Genomic DNA, 21,134 nt, shown 5'->3' on the forward strand with positions numbered 1-21,134 from the left:
ATTACTCTTCCGTTAAAGCCAGATGCAGGCGATCCAGTAAAGGTTTAAAGAGATAATTAACGAACGAGCGCTCCCCGGTGCGAACAAACCCTTGTACTGGCATACCGGGTTTGACTTCCAGCCCTTCCAGCGCACGTTTCCCTGCGTCATCCACCACCACACGCAGGCTGTAATAAGGCGAACCGTCGCGCTCATCCAGCAGGCGGTCGGCGGAAAGCAGCTCGACCGTTCCCGCCACACGCGGCGTCGTGCTTTGGTTAAACGCGACGAACTGAAGCTCCACGGGTAGCCCCGGCCAAACTTTATCTACCAACTCAACGGGAAGACGCGCATCCACCAATAGCGGCTGATCGTCCGGCACGATCTCCAGCAGCGTCTGCCCCGGCGCAATCACACCGCCTTCTGTAAACACTTTCAACCCGACTACCGTCCCAGAAACGGGCGCACGTATTTGGATATTCGCCAGATTGAAATCCGCTTTTTCCTTCTTGCTGCCCACATCGCTCAGCAACGCCTGCACTTCGGCCAGTTCGCTGTTGACTTCTTTGTCGTATTCTTGCTGACGCTGGGCGATCAGTAGCCTGTGTTGCTCAATATCACGACGGGTACGATTCATATCTCCCGCCAGTTGTGCGATATCGCCATTCAACTGTGCCAGCAGGCGTTCGTTCTCCAGCATTTTGTTGCGCGGGACATAGTTTTCCGCCGCCAGCGAACGTAGTCCTTGCAGTTGTTGCTCCAGCGTCTCACGCTGTTTCTGCTTACTGGACATCACCTGACGCTGGGCGCTGAGTGACGCCTCCATGCCCGCAATGCTGGAACGCATACCTTCCGCTTCAAGCCTGAACGACTGCTGACGGCTGCGCAGTAAGTCGCGCTGCAATGCAGCAATCACGCTCATTTCCGGCCTTTCCGCTATCGGTTGCAAACGGGGCGTCATCACCATGTCGCTCAGGCGCTGCTGCTCGGCAAGCAGCCGACCTTCCTTCGCGACCAACTGTAAATACTGACCATCCAGCCCTTCACTCGCCGAACGCGCATCCACCTCATTCAGCGTGAATAAAATTTGTCCCGCCTCGACTCTGTCACCGTCTTTCACCTGGATTTTATCGACAATGCCGCCCTGATTGTGCTGCACAACCTTGCGGTTACCAGAGATGACGACGCTACCATTTACCATCACGCCCTTATCCAGCGGCGCAAACAGCGCCCACAGGAGAAAGCCGCCGAACCCGGCAAGCACCAGCAACCATCCCTGCCGCACAGCGCGTTGTTCATCGCGCCGCGCCGTCTGATTCATACTCTCTTCGCTTATTTCTGATGCGAACATGTCTTTCCCTGTTTTCGTCATTCCATGTTACCGCAGGGCAGCGGCAGAAGGTGCCATGTGTGCCTGATTGGCGGCGCGGCGGGGCTGCAATTCGCTCAGAATGTCGCGTGCTGGCCCAAAGCGCTGTTGTTTACCCTGGTTGAGAATCAGAATTTTATGCGCCAACGTGGTTAATGCCGGACGATGCGTGATCAGGACTACCGTCGCCCCCCGCTTCTGGAGGTGCGAGATTGCCTGTCCTAGCGCCACTTCACCGTCGTTATCGAGGCTGGAGTTTGGCTCATCGAGTACCAGCAGACAGGGATCGCCATACACTGCACGCGCCAGTGCGATACGCTGTCGTTGCCCGCCCGACAGCCCGTTGCCGTCAGCGCCGAGGGGGGTGTCATATCCCTGCGGCTGACTAAGAATCATCTCGTGCACACCCGCCAGTTTTGCCGCCGCGACAACCTTTTCCGCATCCGGCTCACCAAAGCGGGAAATATTCTCTGCCAGCGTGCCTTTAAAGAGCTGCACATCCTGTGGCAGATAACCCATTGACGGACCAAATGCGGTTTTATCCACCTGAGTAAGATCGGCACCGTCCAAGCGAACCTTGCCACGCGTTGGGGCTTGCGTCGCGACCAGCAAACGCGCCAGTGTCGATTTCCCCGAACCCGATGCCCCCAGAATCGCCAGCGTTTCACCCGCCTGAAGCGAGAAATGAATATCCTGCAATCTTGTCGCCCCTTGCGGCGTCTGCAACAGCACGTTCTCGACGCTAAGCTGACCAACCGGCGCAGGTAGCGCCATGGCTTGCGCTTTCGGCGGATAGGCCGTCATGATGCGGTTCAGTCGATGCCACGACTGCCGTGCGCTGCTTAGCGGTTTCCAGATACCGATAAACTGATCGATAGGACTCAGGACACGCCCGACAAGAATGGATCCTGCGATCATCATCCCCGGCGTAATTTCGCCCTTAATTGCTAACATGGCACCGACGCCAAGCATCAGCGATTGCAGAAAAATACGTGCATGTTTTGACGCCGCGCCGACAACCGCCGCCCGTTCGCTTGCCAGATTTTGCAGCGTAATAAAACGGTAGTGCTGTCTCAGCCAACGGCGACGTAAATTCGGCAACATCCCCATTGATTCAATCACTTCTGCGTTGCGTAGCTGCGTATCCGCCAGGTGGGTGGCCTGTAGCGCTTCATGATTCGCCTCTTCTAAAGGCGATGTGGTGAGAGACTGATTCAGCCACGCCAGCAGCACCAGCACCACCGTCCCTCCCAGCGCCACCAGACCGAGTACCGGATGAATAAGAAACAGTACCAATAAAAAGAAGGGAAACCAGGGAATATCGAAGAAGGCAAACAGGGAGTTGCCCGTAATAAACTGCCGCAGCAGCGTGAGGTCGTTCAACGCCTGACCTGCTTTTGCCTCACCCGCGTCAAGGTTACGCGCAAATGCGGCGTTAAAAACTTGTTGATTCAGTTGTAGATCGATCCGTGTCCCAAGTCTGACGACAACCAGACTGCGTATCCATTCAAGTGCCGCCATGAATATTCCCAGACCGGCAATCAACAGGGTAAGCATCAGCAGCGTAGTGCCATTCCCTGAGGCCAGTACGCGATCGTAAACCTGAAGCATATAAATAGACGGTGCCAGCATCAGTAAATTCACAATCGCGCTGAAAATCCCAATACTCCAGAAGCTGCGCCGGAAAGGACGCAGTATGCTCAACAACGAACGTTCCTTATTTGCTAGTTGACTCACTGCGTTTGCCTCTCCTGTCAGGGCTGTTTATGCAACGTACGTGCACTGCCATCAGGCAATATCAGCGTATAGCCCTCTTTTTCCTTACTGAAAAATGCCAAGGACTGCCCTTGTTCTTTCGTCAGCGTGATGCCGTCCGGCGTTGGCCGCCAGCCTGTGGGTACATCGGATAGCAGCGCTTGTAAACACGGCGCATCACCGTCAAGACGCCAGGTGTTATCCACTAACGGCGTATTATGCAGCACCACCTCGCACTGCTGTTCCCCACCACGTAATTGCCATATGCCGCTTAGCTCATTTGCTGAAGGCAACTTCAGACTATTCGCCATACATCCTCCACTTACTACGCTTAACAGCGCCGCGATGATTAACGTTTTCATAGAGGCCCCAGGTTGATAGACAGAAAAGGACGGGTTTCCCCGTCCTTGCTACATCACACGATAAAATCGGTTGCCGCAGAAGGCTGACCAACAATGTGCACCACAAAATCGGGTGTAGTCTGGTCAATAAAGTTCAGCCACAGATTAGTCGCGTTGCTACTTGCATCCCAGTCAAGCAGGATTTCATTGCCCGTTCCGGTGAAAGACTCGACAAACTGAAAATCACCTTTGGTATTCAGCGCTGACAGATCGATTTTGTCGATGCCGCGCTGGAAATCCGCGATCGTGTCAAAGCCTGACGTCGCGGAAGAATCGCTCACACTGGTGTAGACGAAAGTATCTCTGCCCGCCCCACCAATCAGCGTATCTGCCCCTGCACCGCCGTAAATGACATCATTCCCTGCGCCACCCTGCAAAACATTGTTTGCATCGTTACCGAAAATCGTATCGTTGCCAGCGCCGCCGATGGCGTTTTCGATGGTCACACCGTGAGCAACGGAAACATTACCTTTCAAACCGCCAACATCAGAAAAACGACCTTCATTCAGATCGATAGTCTGATTGTTTCGGTAACCAGAGAAATCAAACGTATCGTTACCGCCGGCATCCCATGCGGAGAAGATCAGTTTTTGGCTGCTGCTGGTAGCAGTATAGAAATCACGGCCAGTGTTGGAATTAAAACCGTATACCGTGTCACCGGTACGCGTAGTCATGTTCGCGCCATAAAGCAGTTGCATTGCAGAGATATCATCAATCAGCGGGCCAGCGGCATAGTGCCCCTGGAAATCGCCACCAGTATTCTGCTCGCTCCAGTAGCTCATCAGGCTATACTGGCGCGTATCTTCCGCATAGGTCACATCGCGGTAGCTCGGGTTGCCTTCGCCCGCATTGTAATCACCAGGGTGATTCAAGCCCAGCGCATGGCCAATTTCATGCGTCAACGTTTGGCGACCGTATTCCATGGTATCCGGGCTACGAATGTTATCAACGTTGTAGTTGTACCAGGTGCTACCTGCCGCGGAGTAATTACCCGGCATATAGCCATAAGCTTGCGTGTCGTTATCAATCCGACCACTTGAATCACGGGTATAGTTACCAAACGTGATGGTGGCTTTCTGGCTGGCAGGATTGACTTCGGTGAACGTCAGGTTAGCAACATCCGCCCACGATTGCAGAGACAGTTTAGCCTGCTGAATCTGAGCCTCGTTAAATTTCACGAATCCCTGATCGCCAGAAGGAATTGATCTCACCGTTTGCAAGAATGAATAGGTCAAATTAGCGGGTTTACCAAATTCATTCGCATTCCAGCTCAAGCCATCACGCGTAATTTCACGGGCAGCCTGATCGCTGGTGAAAGAAGGTATGCCCTTCAACACCAAGTCACCACCACGAACATGGTTGTAAAACAGCGGGGCTACATCGCTAAATCCCGTACCCGTCGCATCCAATGCCGATGTTACGGTATCTTCGTCATGTAAATCTCGTAAAGCCATCTTTTCTTCTCCATAAGTCTGATCGGGATGATCAGAATTCTAAATCCCTTCATGCAATGGCTATATTGCATGTACCGCGAATAATCGCGGGTTAATCTTCTCCTGAGTAGATAAAGCGATCCCAATATTTATATAAAAAACCATATAAATAAAAATGACTTCTATAAGAAAGGGCACAAATTATTTTTGTTATTATCAAATAATAAGGTTGTGATGATTAATCTTTATTATCGACATAGGTATGGACTGCAAGATAAACGGACACCAAGTGGCATTCATTTTTGAAAAGAAAGGAAGTTTTATTAACTGTATTAATTTTCATCATAATACCTGTCCTTGGTTGATAAAAATTGCGCTGCACAACGACACACATCGTCACTCGTATTAACGGCATCCTTACTGTTGCGAAACAAATCTAACAAATAAGAATAAAAAAATATAGCGCTAAATAGGGACAATTTGTCCTTTTATTCGGCAAACGGTATATAGGAATTTGCTATGGCATATTCCGCTGTTCAATCGGGAAGACGGGCAACGCTGCCAGTAGCTGTGCGCCATAGCCTTTAGTCAGCAGGCGACGATCGTAAATAACGATTTCACCAAAACAGTCGTGGCTGCGAATAAGGCGTCCAACCTGCTGGATGAGGTTAAACGATGCACTGGGCAGACTTTGTACGATAAACGGATGTCGTTTGAGACTTTTTAGCCACTCGCCTTCCGTCACAATGATCGGGCTGTCGATGGGCGGAAACGCGATTTTATGGATATGCACCTGAGAAAGTAGCTCCCCTTTCAGATCCAATCCTTCGGCAAAAGACTGTAAACCAATCAGCACGCTAGTTTGGCCTTCTTGTACCCGCTGACGATGCAGTTCGACCAGCCTGTAACGCGGCTTGTCCCCCTGAACCAGTAGCATCAGGCGTAAATCGCTAACCTGCGTCAGAAAAAGTTGCATGGCACGCTGGCTGGCAAACAGCATCAGTATGCCTTTATGCTTATCCCGTTTTAACTCCGCGCGGAAAAACTGCGCCATCTCGGCGATATGCTGCGCTTCAGATTCCATCAGCGGTTCATAACGCATGTTGGGAATCACCAGACGCCCTTGTTCACGGTGGTTGAACGGCGAATCCAGCGCGATAAACGTGTCCCCTTCCTCCTCACTCAGGCCAGACAGTTCCTGTAGGCGCGTAAAACTGTTCAGTGAGCGCAGCGTTGCCGAGGTCACCACGACATGCGATACCTTACTCCACAGCAACCTTTCCAACTGATCGCAAACGCGGATCCCCGCGCAATGCAGGTGAAGGTGCGGCTGGTTATCACGCATTTCCCGCGTGATCCATTTGGAAACGGGCGCGTTCGAGGATTTCTCCATCGCCGCCAGCCGCCACAGCTTGCTTAGGGACTCAAGGTAGCCCTGCTGACGGCTCATTTTCAGCAAGGCCTGATAGACCCGCACGACATCATGCTTGCCGGTTTTCTCGCTGAGATCGTTAAGCATATACTCCACCAGCGCCCGTAGCGTATCGGTCAGTTTGAACAACCGCACGCAGAGTTCACGCATTTCATCCGGCATTTTCCCCATCGCAAAACGGTACTCGGTTTCCTGCCCGTCATGCGGTAGAAATAGCCCGCACAGTTGTGAGAAAGACAGCACGCATTCACGAATCTCCTCACAATGGCTGGTTAACCGTTCGCTATTGGCAAGCCGCGGAGGCGATTTAGGAGCAAACTGCGCCATACATTGCCCGATGAGCTGAACCAACTGTTCCAACTGCGTCATCATATAAGCGGGATGGATATCACCGGACATCTCGAGCGTATCGCGCGCAACATCGGGGATGTGGTGTCCTTCATCGAGCACCAGCAGAAGGTTTTTGGGGGGCGGCAGCACCGACTCGCTCTCCATCGCCGCCATCACCAGCGCATGATTGGTGACGACCACATCGGCCTGCTCGATCTCACGCCGTGCGATAAAGAACGGACACTCACGATAATAATGGCAGTTGTGCGCGAGGCAGTTCGCTTTATCCGTACTCAGCTTCTGCCACAAGCTATCGTCAATCGTATCCTGATAATGGTCGCGCAGTCCGTCCCAGGCGGAACCTTGCAGTGCTTTCTCAAGCCGTACACAGGTACGCTTTTCCTCTTTGCTGGCAGACATCAGTTCATCATCCAGAAACAGCGGTAAATCTCCCTGCGCATCGGGATCGGTTGCCAGCATCGCCAGATTACGTGGACAAATATAGCGACGACGGCCAAATGCAGCGGTAAATTTCAGTTCGGGAATAAATGTCTGTAACAGCGGCAAATCCTTGCTGTAAATCTGATCCTGCAACGCCACGTTCGCAGTGCTGACCACCAGCGTTTTATCCTCCGCCCGTCCCACCGCAATACCCGGAATCAGGTAAGACAACGTTTTCCCGACGCCCGTTGGCGCTTCAATGGCGAGATGGCGCGGGTAATCGCCCGCTAGCGTTTTTGCCACTTCGGCAATCATCTGTCGCTGGGGAACGCGGGAAATAAAATCCGGGATTTGCGCTTGCAGGGCCTTATACCATTGACCAATCTGCAATTTTATTGCGGGGGACAGCGCCATGCCTACTCTGTATCTGGGTGATCTGGACGCCATTGTCCCACAGACGTCTGGCGACGTCAGCCGATATCGTGATCATCATGATGCTGGCCTCGACAATCTTTCATCCAGCAATTAGGGTAAGCTATTCTTTTTAGCAAACACGGTCTTTATCGCGCGCGGTAAACGCTATTTTCGTCAACAATAGCTTCGGTAAATTATGTCTTCCGTCCACACCGTTAATCAATCGTACTGGTTTTCTTCACGATTACCGTATGTTGAAAGCCGCAGCACGCGCCACAGTAGCCACGCTTATAAAACCCATAGCCATGCGCAATTCTCGATTGGGGCAATCGAACACGGCGAAACGCTGTGCCATTATCGCAATGAAACCCATCGCTTGCAGGCTGGCGATCTGATCTTTATCGATCCCCAACAGTCTCATAGCTGTAACCCGCCTCCTGGAAAAACGCTCAGTTATCACATGCTTTATCTGGATACCGAATGGTGTCTCGATCAGATCGCGACTCACTGTGGTTATCAAGCGGATACCTTGCATTGCAGCCGCGTTGTCCTGCGCGATCCCGCACTGTTTATACGTTATCAGCACCTAGTGACCCTGCTGTATCGGGGAGAAATTGCGTCGGCAGATCATCACCTCAACGCGATGCTGGAGCCGATTTGGCGGCAATATTGTCAGCCTGCCGCGTCCTGTTTATCTACATCCCCCCATCAGGTGTCGCAAACCACGACGCACCACGTACGCGAGCGTCTGCTGAATAATTTGCAAGAATCACCCTCGCTGGAAACGCATGGCGGAGGAGTTGAACCTGCGACGTGAAACCATCGTGCGACAGTTTCGTCACGATACCGGCCTCACACCGATGGCATTCCTAAATAATGCCCGCATTGAGTATGCCAAATCGCTGCTGAAACAGGGCACAACGTTGGTTGATGCCAGCTATCAAAGCGGCTTCTGCGATCAAAGCCATTTTCACAAAACCTTTGTGCACTACACCGCCGCGACACCGGGTCAGTACGCGCGATCAATATTTGACAATAAATAGCGAAACACCTTGTCTAGACTGGCCTCAATTACTTATCGAGGTCAGAAACACCATGTTTATCAACATACCATTCATCAACACTCTGTTTTCCGCCGACGCGCTCTTCCCTGCCCATTTTCCTGCTCTGGCGCTGGCGCATTTCGTGGCGCTATTAAGCCCAGGCCCGGATTTCTTTCTGCTGACGGCCTATGCCATTCGCTACCGACTACGCGGCAGTGCAGGAATTTGTCTGGGCATCGCACTGGGAAACGGTGTTTACATCTTGCTGGCGGCAATCGGCTGGGCAGGTATTCAGCATTCACCCACGCTTTTTACGCTCATCGAGTTAGCGGGAGCCGTTTACCTGATCTGGATTGGCTATCAGCTACTGAAAAGTCGCTCTGCGCCGTCATTACAGGCAGAACAGAATTCAGATCGTTGCCCAACGCTGCGTAAACAGATGCTGTTGGGCCTCGGTTCAGCGCTATTGAACCCCAAAAACATGCTGTTTTATATCAGCCTGATGACCAGCATTCTTGGGCAACATGTGACACCCACACAGCAGTTTGTCAGCGGTAGCTGGATGTTTTCTGTCGTTCTCGTGTGGGATCTGCTTATCGCCGCGCTGATCGCTCGTCCGTTGATTCAGCAGCGGTTAACCCGCTGGCTTAACCCGATTGAACGCGGTGCTGGCATCATTCTGCTGTGTTTCAGCCTGTTGCTTTTATTTCGGTAGGTGTTTATTTCGGTAAGTAAGCCAGAGCAACGTTTCCGGTTTGTTTCACAGGAAGAAGGCTTTATAATTCGGGGCAATTAACCAAAGGATAACCTGATGACGCTGCAAAAAATCGGTATTATCACGCTCTTCGCCCTACTCGCCTTAGGGGGGATTTCCGGCATGATGCTGGTGGGCTACATTATTATCGTGCATTCGGGCTGAGGCTTTCGGCCCACAACGTTAGCCCACTTACGCGAGCGATGCCGCACGGAAACGCGGCAACTCACGCGGTTTTCATCATGCCAAGCGTTGCGCTTGAAACACCCGCCAGTACTCAGGAATACGTGCGAAAGTGAGCTGGAACCAGGCCGTAAATTGCTCGGGAGCCGTAGCCATTCGCTGTGCAATCTCGTCAATCGACTGGTATTTATAGTTCGACACTTCATCGGGGTTCATCTGCGGGAGATCATCTGTCACACCAAAATACACATGCCCCAATTCATGCTCAATCAACCCGTTATCCAGTGGCAGGCGATAGGTCAGCGTAAACATCGGCGTCAGCGTACAGCGTAATCCCATTTCTTCATACAAACGGCGATGTGCCGCCTGCAATACCGCTTCACCGGGAGCCGGATGGCTGCAACAGGTATTGCTCCACAGGCCACCGCTGTGATATTTCCCCACCGCGCGCTGCTGCAATAACAACTGCTGGCGGGAGTTGAAAATATAAACCGTAATCGCACGATGTAATACGCCCTTTACATGTGCTTCCTGTTTCTCCATTACACCCGTTGGCTTGTCATTTTCATCAACCAGCACTACTTCAGTCAACGGCATACGTTCTCCTGCAATACCTTAGGCTCCGAACATTGCTAAACAGACGCATTCGCCGCCGGAAAACCGGCGGCATAGAAACCTGATTATAGCAGGGTGAAACTCTCGCTCTTCACGCGCTGTGAATCCAGGCCAATCATCACGTCAAACTTACCGGGTTCCACCACCTGCTGCATACGGGCATTGTAGAACTTCAGCGCATCCTGATCGATGGTGAAGGTGACCGTGCGGGACTCTCCCGGCTGTAACATCACTTTCTCAAAGCCGCGCAGTTCTTTGACCGGACGGCTGATTGATGCCACCACATCATGCAGATATAGCTGAACGACCGTTTCCCCGGCACGGCTGCCGGTGTTTTTCACCGTCACGCTCGCATTGATCGTTCCGTTACGCTTCATAGTTTGGCTGGACATACGCACGTCTGACACGCTGAAAGTGGTATAGCTTAAACCGTAACCAAACGGGTAGAGCGGCCCATTCGCTTCGTCGTAATAGTGAGACGTATATTTGCCTGGATTTTCCGGCGTGTAAGGACGGCCTGACGGCAGGTGATTGTAATAAATCGGAATCTGACCGACGGAACGCGGGAAGGACATCGGCAGTTTACCGGATGGATTATAGTCGCCAAACAGCACATCGGCGATGGCATTACCGCCTTCCGTACCGCTGAACCAGGTTTCCAGTAACGCATCGGCCTGCTGATCTTCACGCACCAGCGCCAGAGGGCGACCGTTCATTAGCACCAGAACCAGCGGCTTACCTGTGGCTTTCAGCGCGGCGATCAGGTCACGTTGGCCTTGCGGCAGATCGATGTTCGAACGGCTGGACGCTTCATGCGCCATCCCAGCGGCTTCACCAACAACGGCAACCACCACATCGGCCTTCTTCGCTGCCGCGACGGCTTCATCGATCATCACCTGCGGTGGACGTTTATCGACCTGCACGGCATCTTCATACTGATTCAGGAAGTCGATAATCCCTTTATGATTGCTAACGTTGGCGCCCTTGGCATAAAGAATCGTGGCTTTATCGCCGACGGCATTCTTCAGCCCCTGATAAACGGTAATCGTCTGTTTCGTGACGCCTGCGGCAGACCAGCTTCCCATCGTATCGCGCTGGCTATCAGCCAATGGCCCAACGACGGCAATCGTGCCCTCTTTTTTCAGCGGCAGGGTTTGCAGGCGGTTTTTCAGCAGCACCAGACTTTTACGCGCCACATCTCGTGCATCCACCCGGTGTAAACGGCTTTCCGCATTGGTATCAGCCGGGTCAGAATTGACCGGCCCCAAGTGACGGTACGGATCCTCAAACAGCCCCATATCATATTTTACGTTCAGGACCTGACGGCAGGCATCGTCGATCTCCTGCACGCTCACCGCACCGCTTTTTACCAGTTCAGGCAGATAGCGCACGAAATATTCGTCGCTCATGCTCATACCGATACCGGATTTTACCGCCAGACGTGAGGCGTCACGCGGGTCACTGGCTACGCCGTGCTTAATCAGTTCTTTAATCGCACCGTGATCGGTAATGGTGATGCCTTTGAAATTCCACTGATCGCGCAGCACCTCTTTCAGCAGCCAACTGTTTGAGGTAGCAGGCGTACCGTTGATAGAGTTCAGCGCCACCATCACGCCGCTGCTACCGGCGTCAATCGCCGCTTTGTAAGGCGGCATATAGTCCTGAAACATGCGCTGAGGGCTCATGTCCACGGTATTATAATCGCGTCCACCTTCCACCGCACCGTAGAGCGCGTAGTGTTTGACGCTGGTCATCAGCGAGTGGCGTGCGGTGACATCATCTCCCTGAAAGGCTTTCACCACCACACCGGCAATTTTGCTGGTCAGCCAGGTGTCTTCACCGAAGCCTTCTGACACGCGGCCCCAGCGCGGATCGCGGGTGATATCCACCATCGGCGCCCAGGTCATGTTCAGGCCATCTTCTGTCGCTTCATAAGCCGCCACGCGTGCGCTTTTCGCAATCGCATCCATATCCCAACTGGAGGCCAGCCCTAATGCAATAGGGAAAATCGTGCGCTGACCATGTACCACATCGTAGGCGAAAAACAAAGGGATCTTCAGGCGACTGAGCTGCATGACCTGATCCTGCATCGCACGAATATCCGGGCGAGTCACCGTATTAAAAATCGCGCCAACCTGACCGTTTCTGATCATTTCCCGAATGGCTTCTTTCGGGTTATCCGTTCCGACGCTGATTAATCGGAGCTGACCGATCTTCTCTTCCAGCGTCATTTTCTTCAGTAGATCCGTGACAAACGCATCGCGTTGCTGATGTGACGGCGATATTGATGCCGGCGCAGACGTTAGCTCCTGCGCAAATACCGGATTACAGGCAAGTCCAATTGCTATAGTCAGTGAAGTAAGCCATTTCATTCGTTATAAAGACCCAGTCAATCCAGGCATCAGAGCAGAACAATGCGCTGAAGCACAAGACAGGTTGAAGATTACGACGGTCACATCCCTTCTCTGATTAGGCGTAAAAAACACCTTTTCCGGCCTTAAGCGAATAAGGCTTCCCGATAGTGGTTGCCACACCGACGCATTCAAATGCACAGCGCGTAATATAGTGCATTTATTGAAGTTTCATTTAATAAAAACTGCAAGAATAATGCTAGGCGATACGCAAAACGAACATTCTGCCTGCCGTGGGAGGAAAAGTGGACAGCATGAAGGCGCATGAGGCGACCCGACCAAGAGCCGACACATGCGCATCTGAGAAAATTAACGCCGCTGTGATTGCAAATGCAAAGCCCGATCGAGTGCCCCAACCAGCCAGTCAATATCGTGTTCCTGAAATGCCAGAGGTGGACGCAGCTTCAACACATTCCCGTGCGGCCCTGCAACCGACGTAAGTACCCGTTCGGCACGCAGTTGTTCAACCACGTCCAGCGCCAGTGCTTTATCCGGCGTTTTTGTTTCCCGATCGCTGACCAGTTCAAAGCCGATAAACAGCCCCGCCCCGCGTACATCACCGATACACGCATGACGGTCGGCAAGCAGCGCCAGCTCACGCTGCAATTTTTCTCCGACAACGCGGCTATGTTCCTGTAAACCTTCCTCGCGAATAACGCGCAATACCGCTTGTGCAGCCGCAATCGATACCGGGTTTCCACCAAAGGTATTAAAATAAGGGATCTCATCGCTGAATGCCGCCAGCACGTCTGCTTTTGCCAACAGCGCCGACACCGGTATGCCGTTGCCCATCGGTTTACCCAATGTGACGACATCCGGCACGATACCATGCCGCCCAAATCCCCAAAAATGCTCACCCGTGCGGGCAAAACCGGGCTGAACCTCATCCGCAATGAAAATCCCGCCATTCGCGTGCACCACATCAATCGCCGGTTTCAGGTAGCCAGCCGGCCCCGGTAGTACGCCATCCGAGGAAAAAATAGAATCCGCGAGGAAGCCCGCGAATTTAATGCCGTTCGCAGCCATATCATCAATTTGCGCCTGGATTTGCTGCGCAAACCAAATCCCCAGATCGGGCGCATTAACCCGATAGCGGTCGGGTGCAGGTACAAGGCGCGTTGTCGGCGCCAGAGGCTGCCCGCTTCCCAGCGCCGGTGATGCGCCGGACGTAAGCTCGCTGGTGCCATGATAGGCTTCGCGGCTCACAATAATCCCCGTGCCGCCGCTGTAGGCGCGCGCCACGCGAATCGCCAGATCGTTGGCCTCCGAGCCGGTACACATGTACATCGCCTTATTGATGGCCGCTGGCACCGTACTCAGAATATCCGCAGAGTAATCCAGAATACGTTCGTGCAAATAACGGGTATGCGTGTTGAGCAGGCGCATTTGCTCATTAACCGCCTCAATAACCGCAGGGTGGCAGTGCCCGATACTGGCAACATTGTTGTAGACATCCAGATACTTATGCCCCGCGGCATCCCACAGGTATTGCCCCTCGCCGCGAACCAAATGCACGGGGTTACGGTAGAACAAACGATAGGAATTTCCTAACACCTGAGTGCGCTTATCCGTCAGCCTGCGGGTGTCTTCATCCAACGCCTCCACATGTTCAGCGCGAAAGCTATTGGTGTCCATGATGGTTGAGCGTGTCGCCATAATCACTCCTCTGTAAGGTGGTGGCACGACGGCGTCTCACATCGAGAAAACGCATCGTGCATGTTCAGATAACATTCACCCTACACCAAAAGCAATTAAATACACAAATACAAAAAAACGCACTTTTTTGATGCACAAAAACGCCAAAAAAGTGCAATAATTTTGTCATATAAAATCATGCAAGACGTTATTCATCCCCATTCAAATTGACACCCATACAGCACATAAATTTAATCCATTGATTTATAGATAATATTTTAACGACATTTCATCAAAAGAAGAAAATGGCATGATTAGTGCTAAAACTTCAGACCACTCGCAATAAGCACAAAAATACACAGGCGTGTTATGCACCGTTCAACGCGAGAGGAACACTGATGCCAACCTTTTCCACAACCGTAGGGGAACGTTTATGAACCGATTTTCATTTCGTCGCACCAGTCTGATCGCAGCATTCACCTGTGCCACGCTCGCTAACGCTGCCGCACAGGCAGGTACTATCACGGTCTATACCTCACTGGAAGAAGATGAGATCAAGGATTACGTCGCACAGGCCAAGAAGGATTTGCCCGATGTGACAATTAATGTACTGCGCTTGTCCACTGGCGACCTCGGCCCACGAATTCTGGCGGAATCCAAGAACCCGCAACATGACGTCATTTGGGGCTGGGCCGTTACCAGCGTGATGGATCCACGTTTGTCTGCATTATTGGAACCCTACGATGCCAAAGGCAGCGATAGCCTGGCTGCCACCTATCGCGCGGCGGATCACAAGTGGTTTGCGGCAACCGGCTATATGGCTGCTTTTTGCGTCAATACGGAAGCGTTAAAAGCGAAAAACCTTCCTGTTCCCGCATCCTGGCAGGATCTGACCAACCCAATCTATAAGGGGGAAATCGTGATGCCCAATCCGGTTTCCTCCGGCACGGGCTACTTGCAAATCGCCGCGCTGCTGCAAGCGAAAGGGGAACAAAATGGCTGGACATTTTTGAAGTCATTGGATGGCAACATCGCCCAATACACCAAGTCAGGCTCGCGCCCTTGTAAAGCGGCACGCACGGGTGAGTACGCGATTGGCGTCTCACTGGCTTTCGCCGCCATGCAATCGATTGAAGAAGGCTACCCGATCAAAATGGTGATCCCAAGCGATGGTGCCGGCTATGAATTAGAAGCCTCCGCCCTGATGACCGCCGCCAAGAACAAGCCCGATGCGAAACGCTTTCTTGACTGGACGCTCTCCAGCAATGCCGCCACGCTCTACACCAAATATAAAGAAATCGTGACCATACCCGGCGTTGAACAGTCAAAAGCTGCGCAAATGGCTGGCCTGCCCGCCGATCTCACACACGTACTCTACCCCGTTGATTTCACCAAAAGCGCCAACGATCGTGACGCCACGCTGGCAACCTGGCAAAAAACCATTGGCCGATAGTGGTCTGTATTCGCTGTAGAGGCTACCGCACAGCGTACTCCCACTGCGCGGCAGCCGTCATTAAGAGGTCGCATTTATGGCACTGGTTATTCAAAATCTTTATAAAAGCTTTGAGGGCTATGTGGCTCTCGACCGTATCAATTTGTCGATTGAAAATGCCGAATTCGTCTGCCTTCTTGGGCCAAGCGGCTGTGGCAAGACGACATTGCTGCGCATCATTGCCGGATTGCTAAGCTGCGATGGGGGGAAAATCACGCTCGATGACCGCGATCTGGTCAACGTACCCGCACGGGAACGAGGCTTTGGCATCGTATTCCAGTCCTACTCGCTTTTTCCCCATATGACGATTGCTCAAAATATTGGCTACGGTCTTAAAATTCGTCACACCCCAACAGAAGACATTGCCGCACGCGTTAGCGATCTACTGGATACCGTGCGCCTGAGCGGATTCGGCGATCGCTACCCGAATCAACTTTCGGGAGGGCAACAGCAGCGTGTCGCGATTGCCCGCGCACTGGCGGTCAACCCTTCCCTGCTCTTGCTCGATGAACCGCTGTCGGCACTGGATGCCCGCGTGCGTGCCGGGCTGCGTCAGGAGCTGCGCGACGTGCAGCAACGCCTGGGCATCCCCACACTGATGGTCACACACGATCAGGAAGAAGCCATGAGCATGGCGGATAAAATCATCTGCATGCACGGTGGGCGGATTGTACAGGAAGGGACACCCCACGAACTCTATACCAGCCCGCGCACACGTTTCGTGGCCGAATTCATGGGGCACAGTAATTTGCTGTCACGCGATATCGTCACTGCGTGTATGCCTGAGCTGCTTCCCTCTGCGCAAGAGACGGCGCTACCAGCAGACGCGGAGCTGTTTATCCGCCCGGAACGCATTGCATTACACAAAGCGGAAGGCGCGGAAGGCCGGGTTATCAACACCAGCTTCCTCGGCAGTATTCAACGTGTTCAGGTGATGTGGAAATCGCAACCGCTCTTGGTCGAAACCAGCAGCGCTGTCAACTGGTCCTCTGGCGACCCTGTCCATCTCTCAATTCGCGCAGAAGACTGCGCCTGGGTGCAAGCATGAACCATTCACTTCTCCCGCCGCAAACGGCCAGTGACCGCTGGCTTTCACGTCTCTGTCTGTGGCTTCCACTGCTGGCGCTGCTGATGTTTTTCGGCATCCCGATGCTCAGTATCGTCTGGCACAGCCTGTTGGACGATCAAAGCGGCACAGTAGGATTATCCAACTATCTGACGCTGCTGGATTCGCCCGGCATCTGGCGGGCTACAGCAAATAGCGTGTTATTGGGCATCGCGACCACTGTTGTCACCCTGTTACTGGGATTCATTGTCGCCTATGGGCTGGAGTGTACGGCGATGCCCGCAAAGCGGTTTATTACCTTTGCGACCACACTCCCGATACTCGCCCCTTCACTGGTGCTGGGATTAGGGTTAATTTTTCTGCTGGGAAGAAATGGCATCATCAGTAATCTTCTCGGCGTGCGCATGGATATTTATGGTTTTTGGGGGCTGTTGATCGCTAACGTGTTGTACGCACTACCGCAGGCTATTCTGATCATCCGCACCACGCTGCGCCATAGCGATACCCGCCAGTATGAGGCCGCCAATGTGCTGGGCGCGTCCGACTGGCGGCAGTTTCTGGATATTACTCTGCCCGGACTGCGATACGGCCTGCTGAGTGCCGCCTTTGTCGTCTTTACCATCACGATCACAGATTTCGGCAACGCGATCGTGATCGGCGGCAACTTCTCCGTACTCGCCACCGAGATTTACAGTCAGGTCAGTGGTCAGATGAAATTCGGTATGGGGGCGGTCGTTGGGATTTTGCTCCTGCTGCCTGCGGCTGCCTCTATCTGGATAGAGCGCGCCACCGCAAGACGGCAAAAAGCGATTGGCACACAGGCGGCGATCCCCCACGTTCCGCAACCCCTGCGCACACGCGATATGTCGTTCTATCTGGCTACCATGACGATCGCCTTCACCGTTGTCGCCGTCATTGGCACCGTCATTATTGCCAGCATGATTCGTCTGTGGCCGTACCGGCTCGATCTGACGCTTAAACATTATGATATCGATCTTGCGGGTGGCTACACCCCACTGTGGACGTCAGTCTGGATTTCCGCACTGGCGGCAGTGGTTGGCACAGCACTGCTATTCCTGCTCACCTTCGGTATTCACCGGCAACCGGGAAAAGTGGCTAACACCGCCGTCCTGCTCAGTGCCTTGCCTGTAGCCGTACCGGGTTTGGTGTTAGGGTTATCTTACGTCTTTACGTTCAACACCGCCGACCTCCCCTGGGGGATGCTGTATGGTTCGGCGCTGCTGGTGGCGCTGTGCAACTATTATCACTACCACACACAAGGCTACACCACGATGATGATGGGAATACGTAACGTTCCCCATGCCATGGAAGATGCCACCACGGTTTTAGGCGGCGGTGTGGTGCGTATTTTACGTGATGTTTATCTACCAGCCATGCGCGTCACGCTGATTTCGGTCGCGATGTTTTTATTCATGCGCTCAATGGTTACACTATCGGCCGTGATTTTTTTGGTCACACCGTCGTTGCCGTTAGGCGCCGTTACCGTGATGCGGCTGGATGAAGCAGGCTTTACTTCACAGGCAGCCGCCTTTTCGACGTGTATTATGGGTATTGTCGCCATCACAGCTCTGCTTCTGCATCTCGTGACAGAGAAACGGCAATCATTGTAGCCGGGTCAGACCTTCAAAGAATGGAAAGCTATGTTAGAAGAAACACGGTTACATCGCATACAGGCTCTGCTCTCAACATTAAACCGGGTGAGCACCGAGAAAATCATTCAGCATCTTGGCGTGTCACGCGAAACCGTACGACGCGATATCGTGAAGCTGGAAGCTGCGGGCGCATTGCGCCGCGTCCACGGCGGGATTGTGGCAACCACACAAGAACCGGAACTGCCGCTGTCCATTCGTAACACCGTGCGCGAAAAAGAAAAACAGGCCATTGCCCGCGCGGCTGTACAGCAGTTAAACGCTGGACAAACCCTGTTTATCGATGCTGGCAGCACAACGTCTCTGTTAGCCGATGAGTTGCTCTCAATGCCGGGGATGACGGTCATTACCAACAGTCTGACCGTAGCACAGAAACTCTCCGCATCAGAATCCGTCGCACAGCACAGCGTGATATTACTCGGTGGATACATGGGAGCCTCCGCACAGGCAACACACGGTGACATCACCATCAATGAACTACAGCGCTATCGCGCCGACGTTGCCCTCCTCTCTCCGGTGGGGGTGGAGGCCGCTTCCGGCGCCAGCAGTTTCGCTCACCATGAAGCGGCCATTGCCAGAGCCATGGTGCAGCATGCCCGAACACGAATTATCCTGGCAGACCACAGCAAGATTGGCACCACCAGCCGTGTGGCCTATGCCACCATGCCGGAGATCGATATGATCGTGACCGATGCCGCCAGTGCAGACAACCCCGCCTTGTCATTATTACAGATGCATTGCCAACAGGTAATCATCGCCTGACCACTCACGATGAATCGTCTCACCGACGGTTCATCGCCACCGATGTTTACTCCCCCAACAACAGGCTCGCGGAGAAACGGGAAGATGATTTCCGTCGCCGTTCGTGCTAATGCTAAGGCCTGGTTAACACAAGGAGTATCAGACATGTATCAGTTGTATATCGCCAATAAAAACTATTCGTCCTGGTCACTGCGTCCGTGGGTGCTATTGAAAACACTGTCGATTCCTTTTGAAGAGAAGCTGGTCGCCTTTGCGCCCGGCATAACACAACCCACATTTAAGGCCTTTTCGCCGACGGCAAAAGTCCCCTGCCTGATCGATGGTGAGACCACCGTCTGGGATTCATTAGCGATTACCGAATATCTGGCTGAACAGCATCCCGGCGTCTGGCCTGCCGATGCCAAAGCCCGAGCCTGGGCACGCTGTGCTGCCGCTGAAATGCACTCCGGCTTTGGCGCGCTGCGTAACACCTGTGCCATGAGCTGTGGGGTACGCATCAAGATGAGTGAGATCCCTCCCGCCCTCAGCAACGACCTCACTCGTATCGGCGAGCTATGGCAGGAAGGGTTGACGCGCTTTGGCGGGCCATTTCTGGCAGGAAAACAGTTTTCGGCCGTGGATGCCTTCTTTGCGCCGGTTGTTTTCCGTATCAGAACCTATCAGCTTCCCGTTTCACCAGAAGCCGCTGCCTATTGCGACCACCTATTAGCCCAGCCCGCGATGCAGCATTGGCTACAGGATGCCTTAGCGGAAACCTGGCGTGAGCCGGGTCATGAGGAAGAAGTGGCCAATGCGGGTGAGGTGATCGAGGATTTACGCGCACGCGCGTAACAACGTCGCAGTCGGTGACGGCAGAACCACCGTTAACCGCCCCCTTCCAAGGCACCCAGAAGGGGGCAATCGGTTATTCGGTTTCGATACTCGCCATGCTTTGTGGTTGACGAGAAGCCAGCGATTTTTGTTTCTTATAACTTAACGCGGCGGCAGGCACCTCACTGACCTTACCGGTTTCAATCCATTTACGCAGGCGGTTCGCGTCCGCGAAATGCGTGTATTTCCCAAAGGCATCCAACACCACCAGCGCCACAGGCCGCTGGTTAATGACCGTACGCATCACCAGACAGTGCCCCGCCTGATTGGTAAAGCCCGTTTTAGTGAGCTGAATGCTCCAGTCTTCTTTATAGATCAGATGGTTGGTATTCCTGAACGGCAGGCTGTACGCCGGATGAGAGAACGTCGCCGTTTTCTCCTGCGTAGTGCTAAGCTGGCTCAGCAACGGATATTGCTTGCTAGCAATCAGGAGCTTGGTGAGATCGCGCGCCGTCGAGACATTATTGGTGGACAACCCGGTCGGTTCCACATAACGCGTGTGGGCCATACCTAATGCACGGGCTTTGGCATTCATCGCACGGATAAACGCCTCATAGCCGCCAGGATAGTGATGCGCCAGACTGGCAGCGGCACGGTTTTCGGATGACATCAGCGCCAGCAACAGCATGTCATGACGGCTGATCTCACTATTCAGACGAACGCGCGAGTACACCCCTTTCATTTCTTTCGTCTGGCTGATATCCACCGAGATGATTTCATCCAGCGGCTGATTAGCATCCAGCACCACCAGCGCGGTCATCAGTTTCGTCACCGAGGCGATCGGCACCACCACATCTGGATTACTGGAATACAGGACATGGTTATCGCGCAAATCCACCACCATGGCGCTACCGGAAGCAATTTCCTGATGCGCACTGCCAGCAGAATACGTCGGCGCTTTCGCCACAGCCTGAGGCAACATCACAGCATGGGTTGACAACAACAACAGGCCACAAAGAGAAAGCTTAAAATTTTTGTTCATTCTTCAATAACTTAAACAGTATTCTGTTAAATGAAAGGAATAGGCAACGGCATTATAATTTACCGCCCTTCCCCACGCACTCATGCAACAAAGAAAG

General features: G+C 53.1%; 18 protein-coding genes. 9 read left to right on the forward strand and 9 right to left on the reverse strand.

What is annotated here, in order from left to right; translation table 11 throughout:
• Nucleotide 1 precedes the first annotated feature (1 nt).
• From OI69_RS12895 to dinG, 5 genes are all read right to left on the reverse strand, one after another.
• On the reverse strand, nucleotides 2–1,330 hold the full coding sequence (locus tag OI69_RS12895; RefSeq protein ID WP_039351067.1) for an HlyD family type I secretion periplasmic adaptor subunit: 1,329 nt from the start codon (nucleotides 1,328–1,330) through the stop codon (nucleotides 2–4).
• A 27-nt stretch (nucleotides 1,331–1,357) separates the two neighbouring features.
• On the reverse strand, nucleotides 1,358–3,085 hold the full coding sequence (locus OI69_RS12900) for a type I secretion system permease/ATPase (protein WP_039351069.1): 1,728 nt from the start codon (nucleotides 3,083–3,085) through the stop codon (nucleotides 1,358–1,360).
• Between the two features lie 17 nt (nucleotides 3,086–3,102).
• Nucleotides 3,103–3,414: a protease inhibitor Inh/omp19 family protein gene (locus OI69_RS12905; protein WP_039351238.1), complete on the reverse strand. Its 312-nt coding sequence runs from the start codon at nucleotides 3,412–3,414 to the stop codon at nucleotides 3,103–3,105.
• 104 nt (nucleotides 3,415–3,518) lie between these two features.
• A complete protein-coding gene (locus tag OI69_RS12910; RefSeq protein WP_039351072.1) occupies nucleotides 3,519–4,958 on the reverse strand; it encodes a serralysin family metalloprotease in 1,440 nt (479 codons plus the stop codon).
• A 496-nt stretch (nucleotides 4,959–5,454) separates the two neighbouring features.
• Nucleotides 5,455–7,554, reverse strand: coding sequence for an ATP-dependent DNA helicase DinG (gene dinG / locus OI69_RS12915; protein WP_039351075.1), 2,100 nt, complete (start codon nucleotides 7,552–7,554; stop codon nucleotides 5,455–5,457).
• A gap of 196 nt (nucleotides 7,555–7,750) precedes the next feature.
• Between dinG and OI69_RS12920 the strand changes: the two genes are divergently transcribed.
• The 4 genes from OI69_RS12920 to OI69_RS20450 all read left to right on the forward strand — a co-directional run bounded on the left by OI69_RS12920 (nucleotide 7,751) and on the right by OI69_RS20450 (nucleotide 9,516).
• Nucleotides 7,751–8,371: an AraC family ligand binding domain-containing protein gene (locus OI69_RS12920; protein WP_235319686.1), complete on the forward strand. Its 621-nt coding sequence runs from the start codon at nucleotides 7,751–7,753 to the stop codon at nucleotides 8,369–8,371.
• On the forward strand, nucleotides 8,343–8,597 hold the full coding sequence (locus OI69_RS20425) for a helix-turn-helix transcriptional regulator (RefSeq protein WP_235319687.1): 255 nt from the start codon (nucleotides 8,343–8,345) through the stop codon (nucleotides 8,595–8,597). Before OI69_RS12920 ends, OI69_RS20425 begins: the two co-directional genes overlap by 29 nt.
• A 52-nt stretch (nucleotides 8,598–8,649) precedes the next feature.
• Entirely contained in the window at nucleotides 8,650–9,312 is a 663-nt protein-coding gene (locus OI69_RS12925) for a LysE family translocator (protein ID WP_039351078.1), read from the forward strand.
• A 96-nt stretch (nucleotides 9,313–9,408) separates the two neighbouring features.
• On the forward strand, nucleotides 9,409–9,516 hold the full coding sequence (locus OI69_RS20450; RefSeq protein WP_039351082.1) for a membrane protein: 108 nt from the start codon (nucleotides 9,409–9,411) through the stop codon (nucleotides 9,514–9,516).
• A gap of 75 nt (nucleotides 9,517–9,591) precedes the next feature.
• Here the strand turns inward: OI69_RS20450 and idi are convergent, their stop codons facing one another.
• The 3 genes from idi to OI69_RS12945 form a co-directional block, all read right to left on the reverse strand.
• A complete protein-coding gene (idi, locus tag OI69_RS12935) occupies nucleotides 9,592–10,131 on the reverse strand; it encodes an isopentenyl-diphosphate Delta-isomerase (RefSeq protein ID WP_039351085.1) in 540 nt (179 codons plus the stop codon).
• Between the two features lie 83 nt (nucleotides 10,132–10,214).
• A complete protein-coding gene (bglX, locus tag OI69_RS12940) occupies nucleotides 10,215–12,521 on the reverse strand; it encodes a beta-glucosidase BglX (protein WP_039351087.1) in 2,307 nt (768 codons plus the stop codon).
• Between the two features lie 348 nt (nucleotides 12,522–12,869).
• Nucleotides 12,870–14,216: an aspartate aminotransferase family protein gene (locus OI69_RS12945; RefSeq protein WP_039351091.1), complete on the reverse strand. Its 1,347-nt coding sequence runs from the start codon at nucleotides 14,214–14,216 to the stop codon at nucleotides 12,870–12,872.
• Between the two features lie 412 nt (nucleotides 14,217–14,628).
• On the opposite strand from OI69_RS12945, the gene OI69_RS12950 reads away from it, so the two are divergent.
• The 5 genes from OI69_RS12950 to OI69_RS12970 all read left to right on the forward strand — a co-directional run bounded on the left by OI69_RS12950 (nucleotide 14,629) and on the right by OI69_RS12970 (nucleotide 20,016).
• Nucleotides 14,629–15,648 carry an ABC transporter substrate-binding protein gene (locus OI69_RS12950; protein WP_080752645.1) on the forward strand — a complete coding sequence of 340 codons (1,020 nt, stop codon included), beginning with the start codon at nucleotides 14,629–14,631 and terminating at the stop codon, nucleotides 15,646–15,648.
• Nucleotides 15,649–15,724: 76 nt separating this feature from the next.
• The gene (locus tag OI69_RS12955; RefSeq protein WP_039351094.1) at nucleotides 15,725–16,735 is read left to right on the forward strand and encodes an ABC transporter ATP-binding protein; all 1,011 of its coding nucleotides are present in this window, start codon (nucleotides 15,725–15,727) and stop codon (nucleotides 16,733–16,735) included.
• Nucleotides 16,732–18,384: an ABC transporter permease subunit gene (locus OI69_RS12960; RefSeq protein WP_039351097.1), complete on the forward strand. Its 1,653-nt coding sequence runs from the start codon at nucleotides 16,732–16,734 to the stop codon at nucleotides 18,382–18,384. Before OI69_RS12955 ends, OI69_RS12960 begins: the two co-directional genes overlap by 4 nt.
• 30 nt (nucleotides 18,385–18,414) lie before the next feature.
• A complete protein-coding gene (locus OI69_RS12965) occupies nucleotides 18,415–19,185 on the forward strand; it encodes a DeoR/GlpR family DNA-binding transcription regulator (protein WP_039351100.1) in 771 nt (256 codons plus the stop codon).
• Between the two features lie 144 nt (nucleotides 19,186–19,329).
• Nucleotides 19,330–20,016, forward strand: coding sequence for a glutathione S-transferase family protein (locus tag OI69_RS12970; protein ID WP_039351103.1), 687 nt, complete (start codon nucleotides 19,330–19,332; stop codon nucleotides 20,014–20,016).
• Between the two features lie 73 nt (nucleotides 20,017–20,089).
• Here the strand turns inward: OI69_RS12970 and pbpG are convergent, their stop codons facing one another.
• Complete coding sequence (gene pbpG, locus OI69_RS12975; RefSeq protein WP_039351106.1) at nucleotides 20,090–21,037, reverse strand: D-alanyl-D-alanine endopeptidase; 948 nt, start codon at nucleotides 21,035–21,037, stop codon at nucleotides 20,090–20,092.
• Nucleotides 21,038–21,134: the final 97 nt, after the last annotated feature.

This window comes from Pectobacterium fontis (assembly GCF_000803215.1).
In the GTDB taxonomy this organism is placed as follows: Bacteria; Pseudomonadota; Gammaproteobacteria; order Enterobacterales; family Enterobacteriaceae; genus Pectobacterium; species Pectobacterium fontis.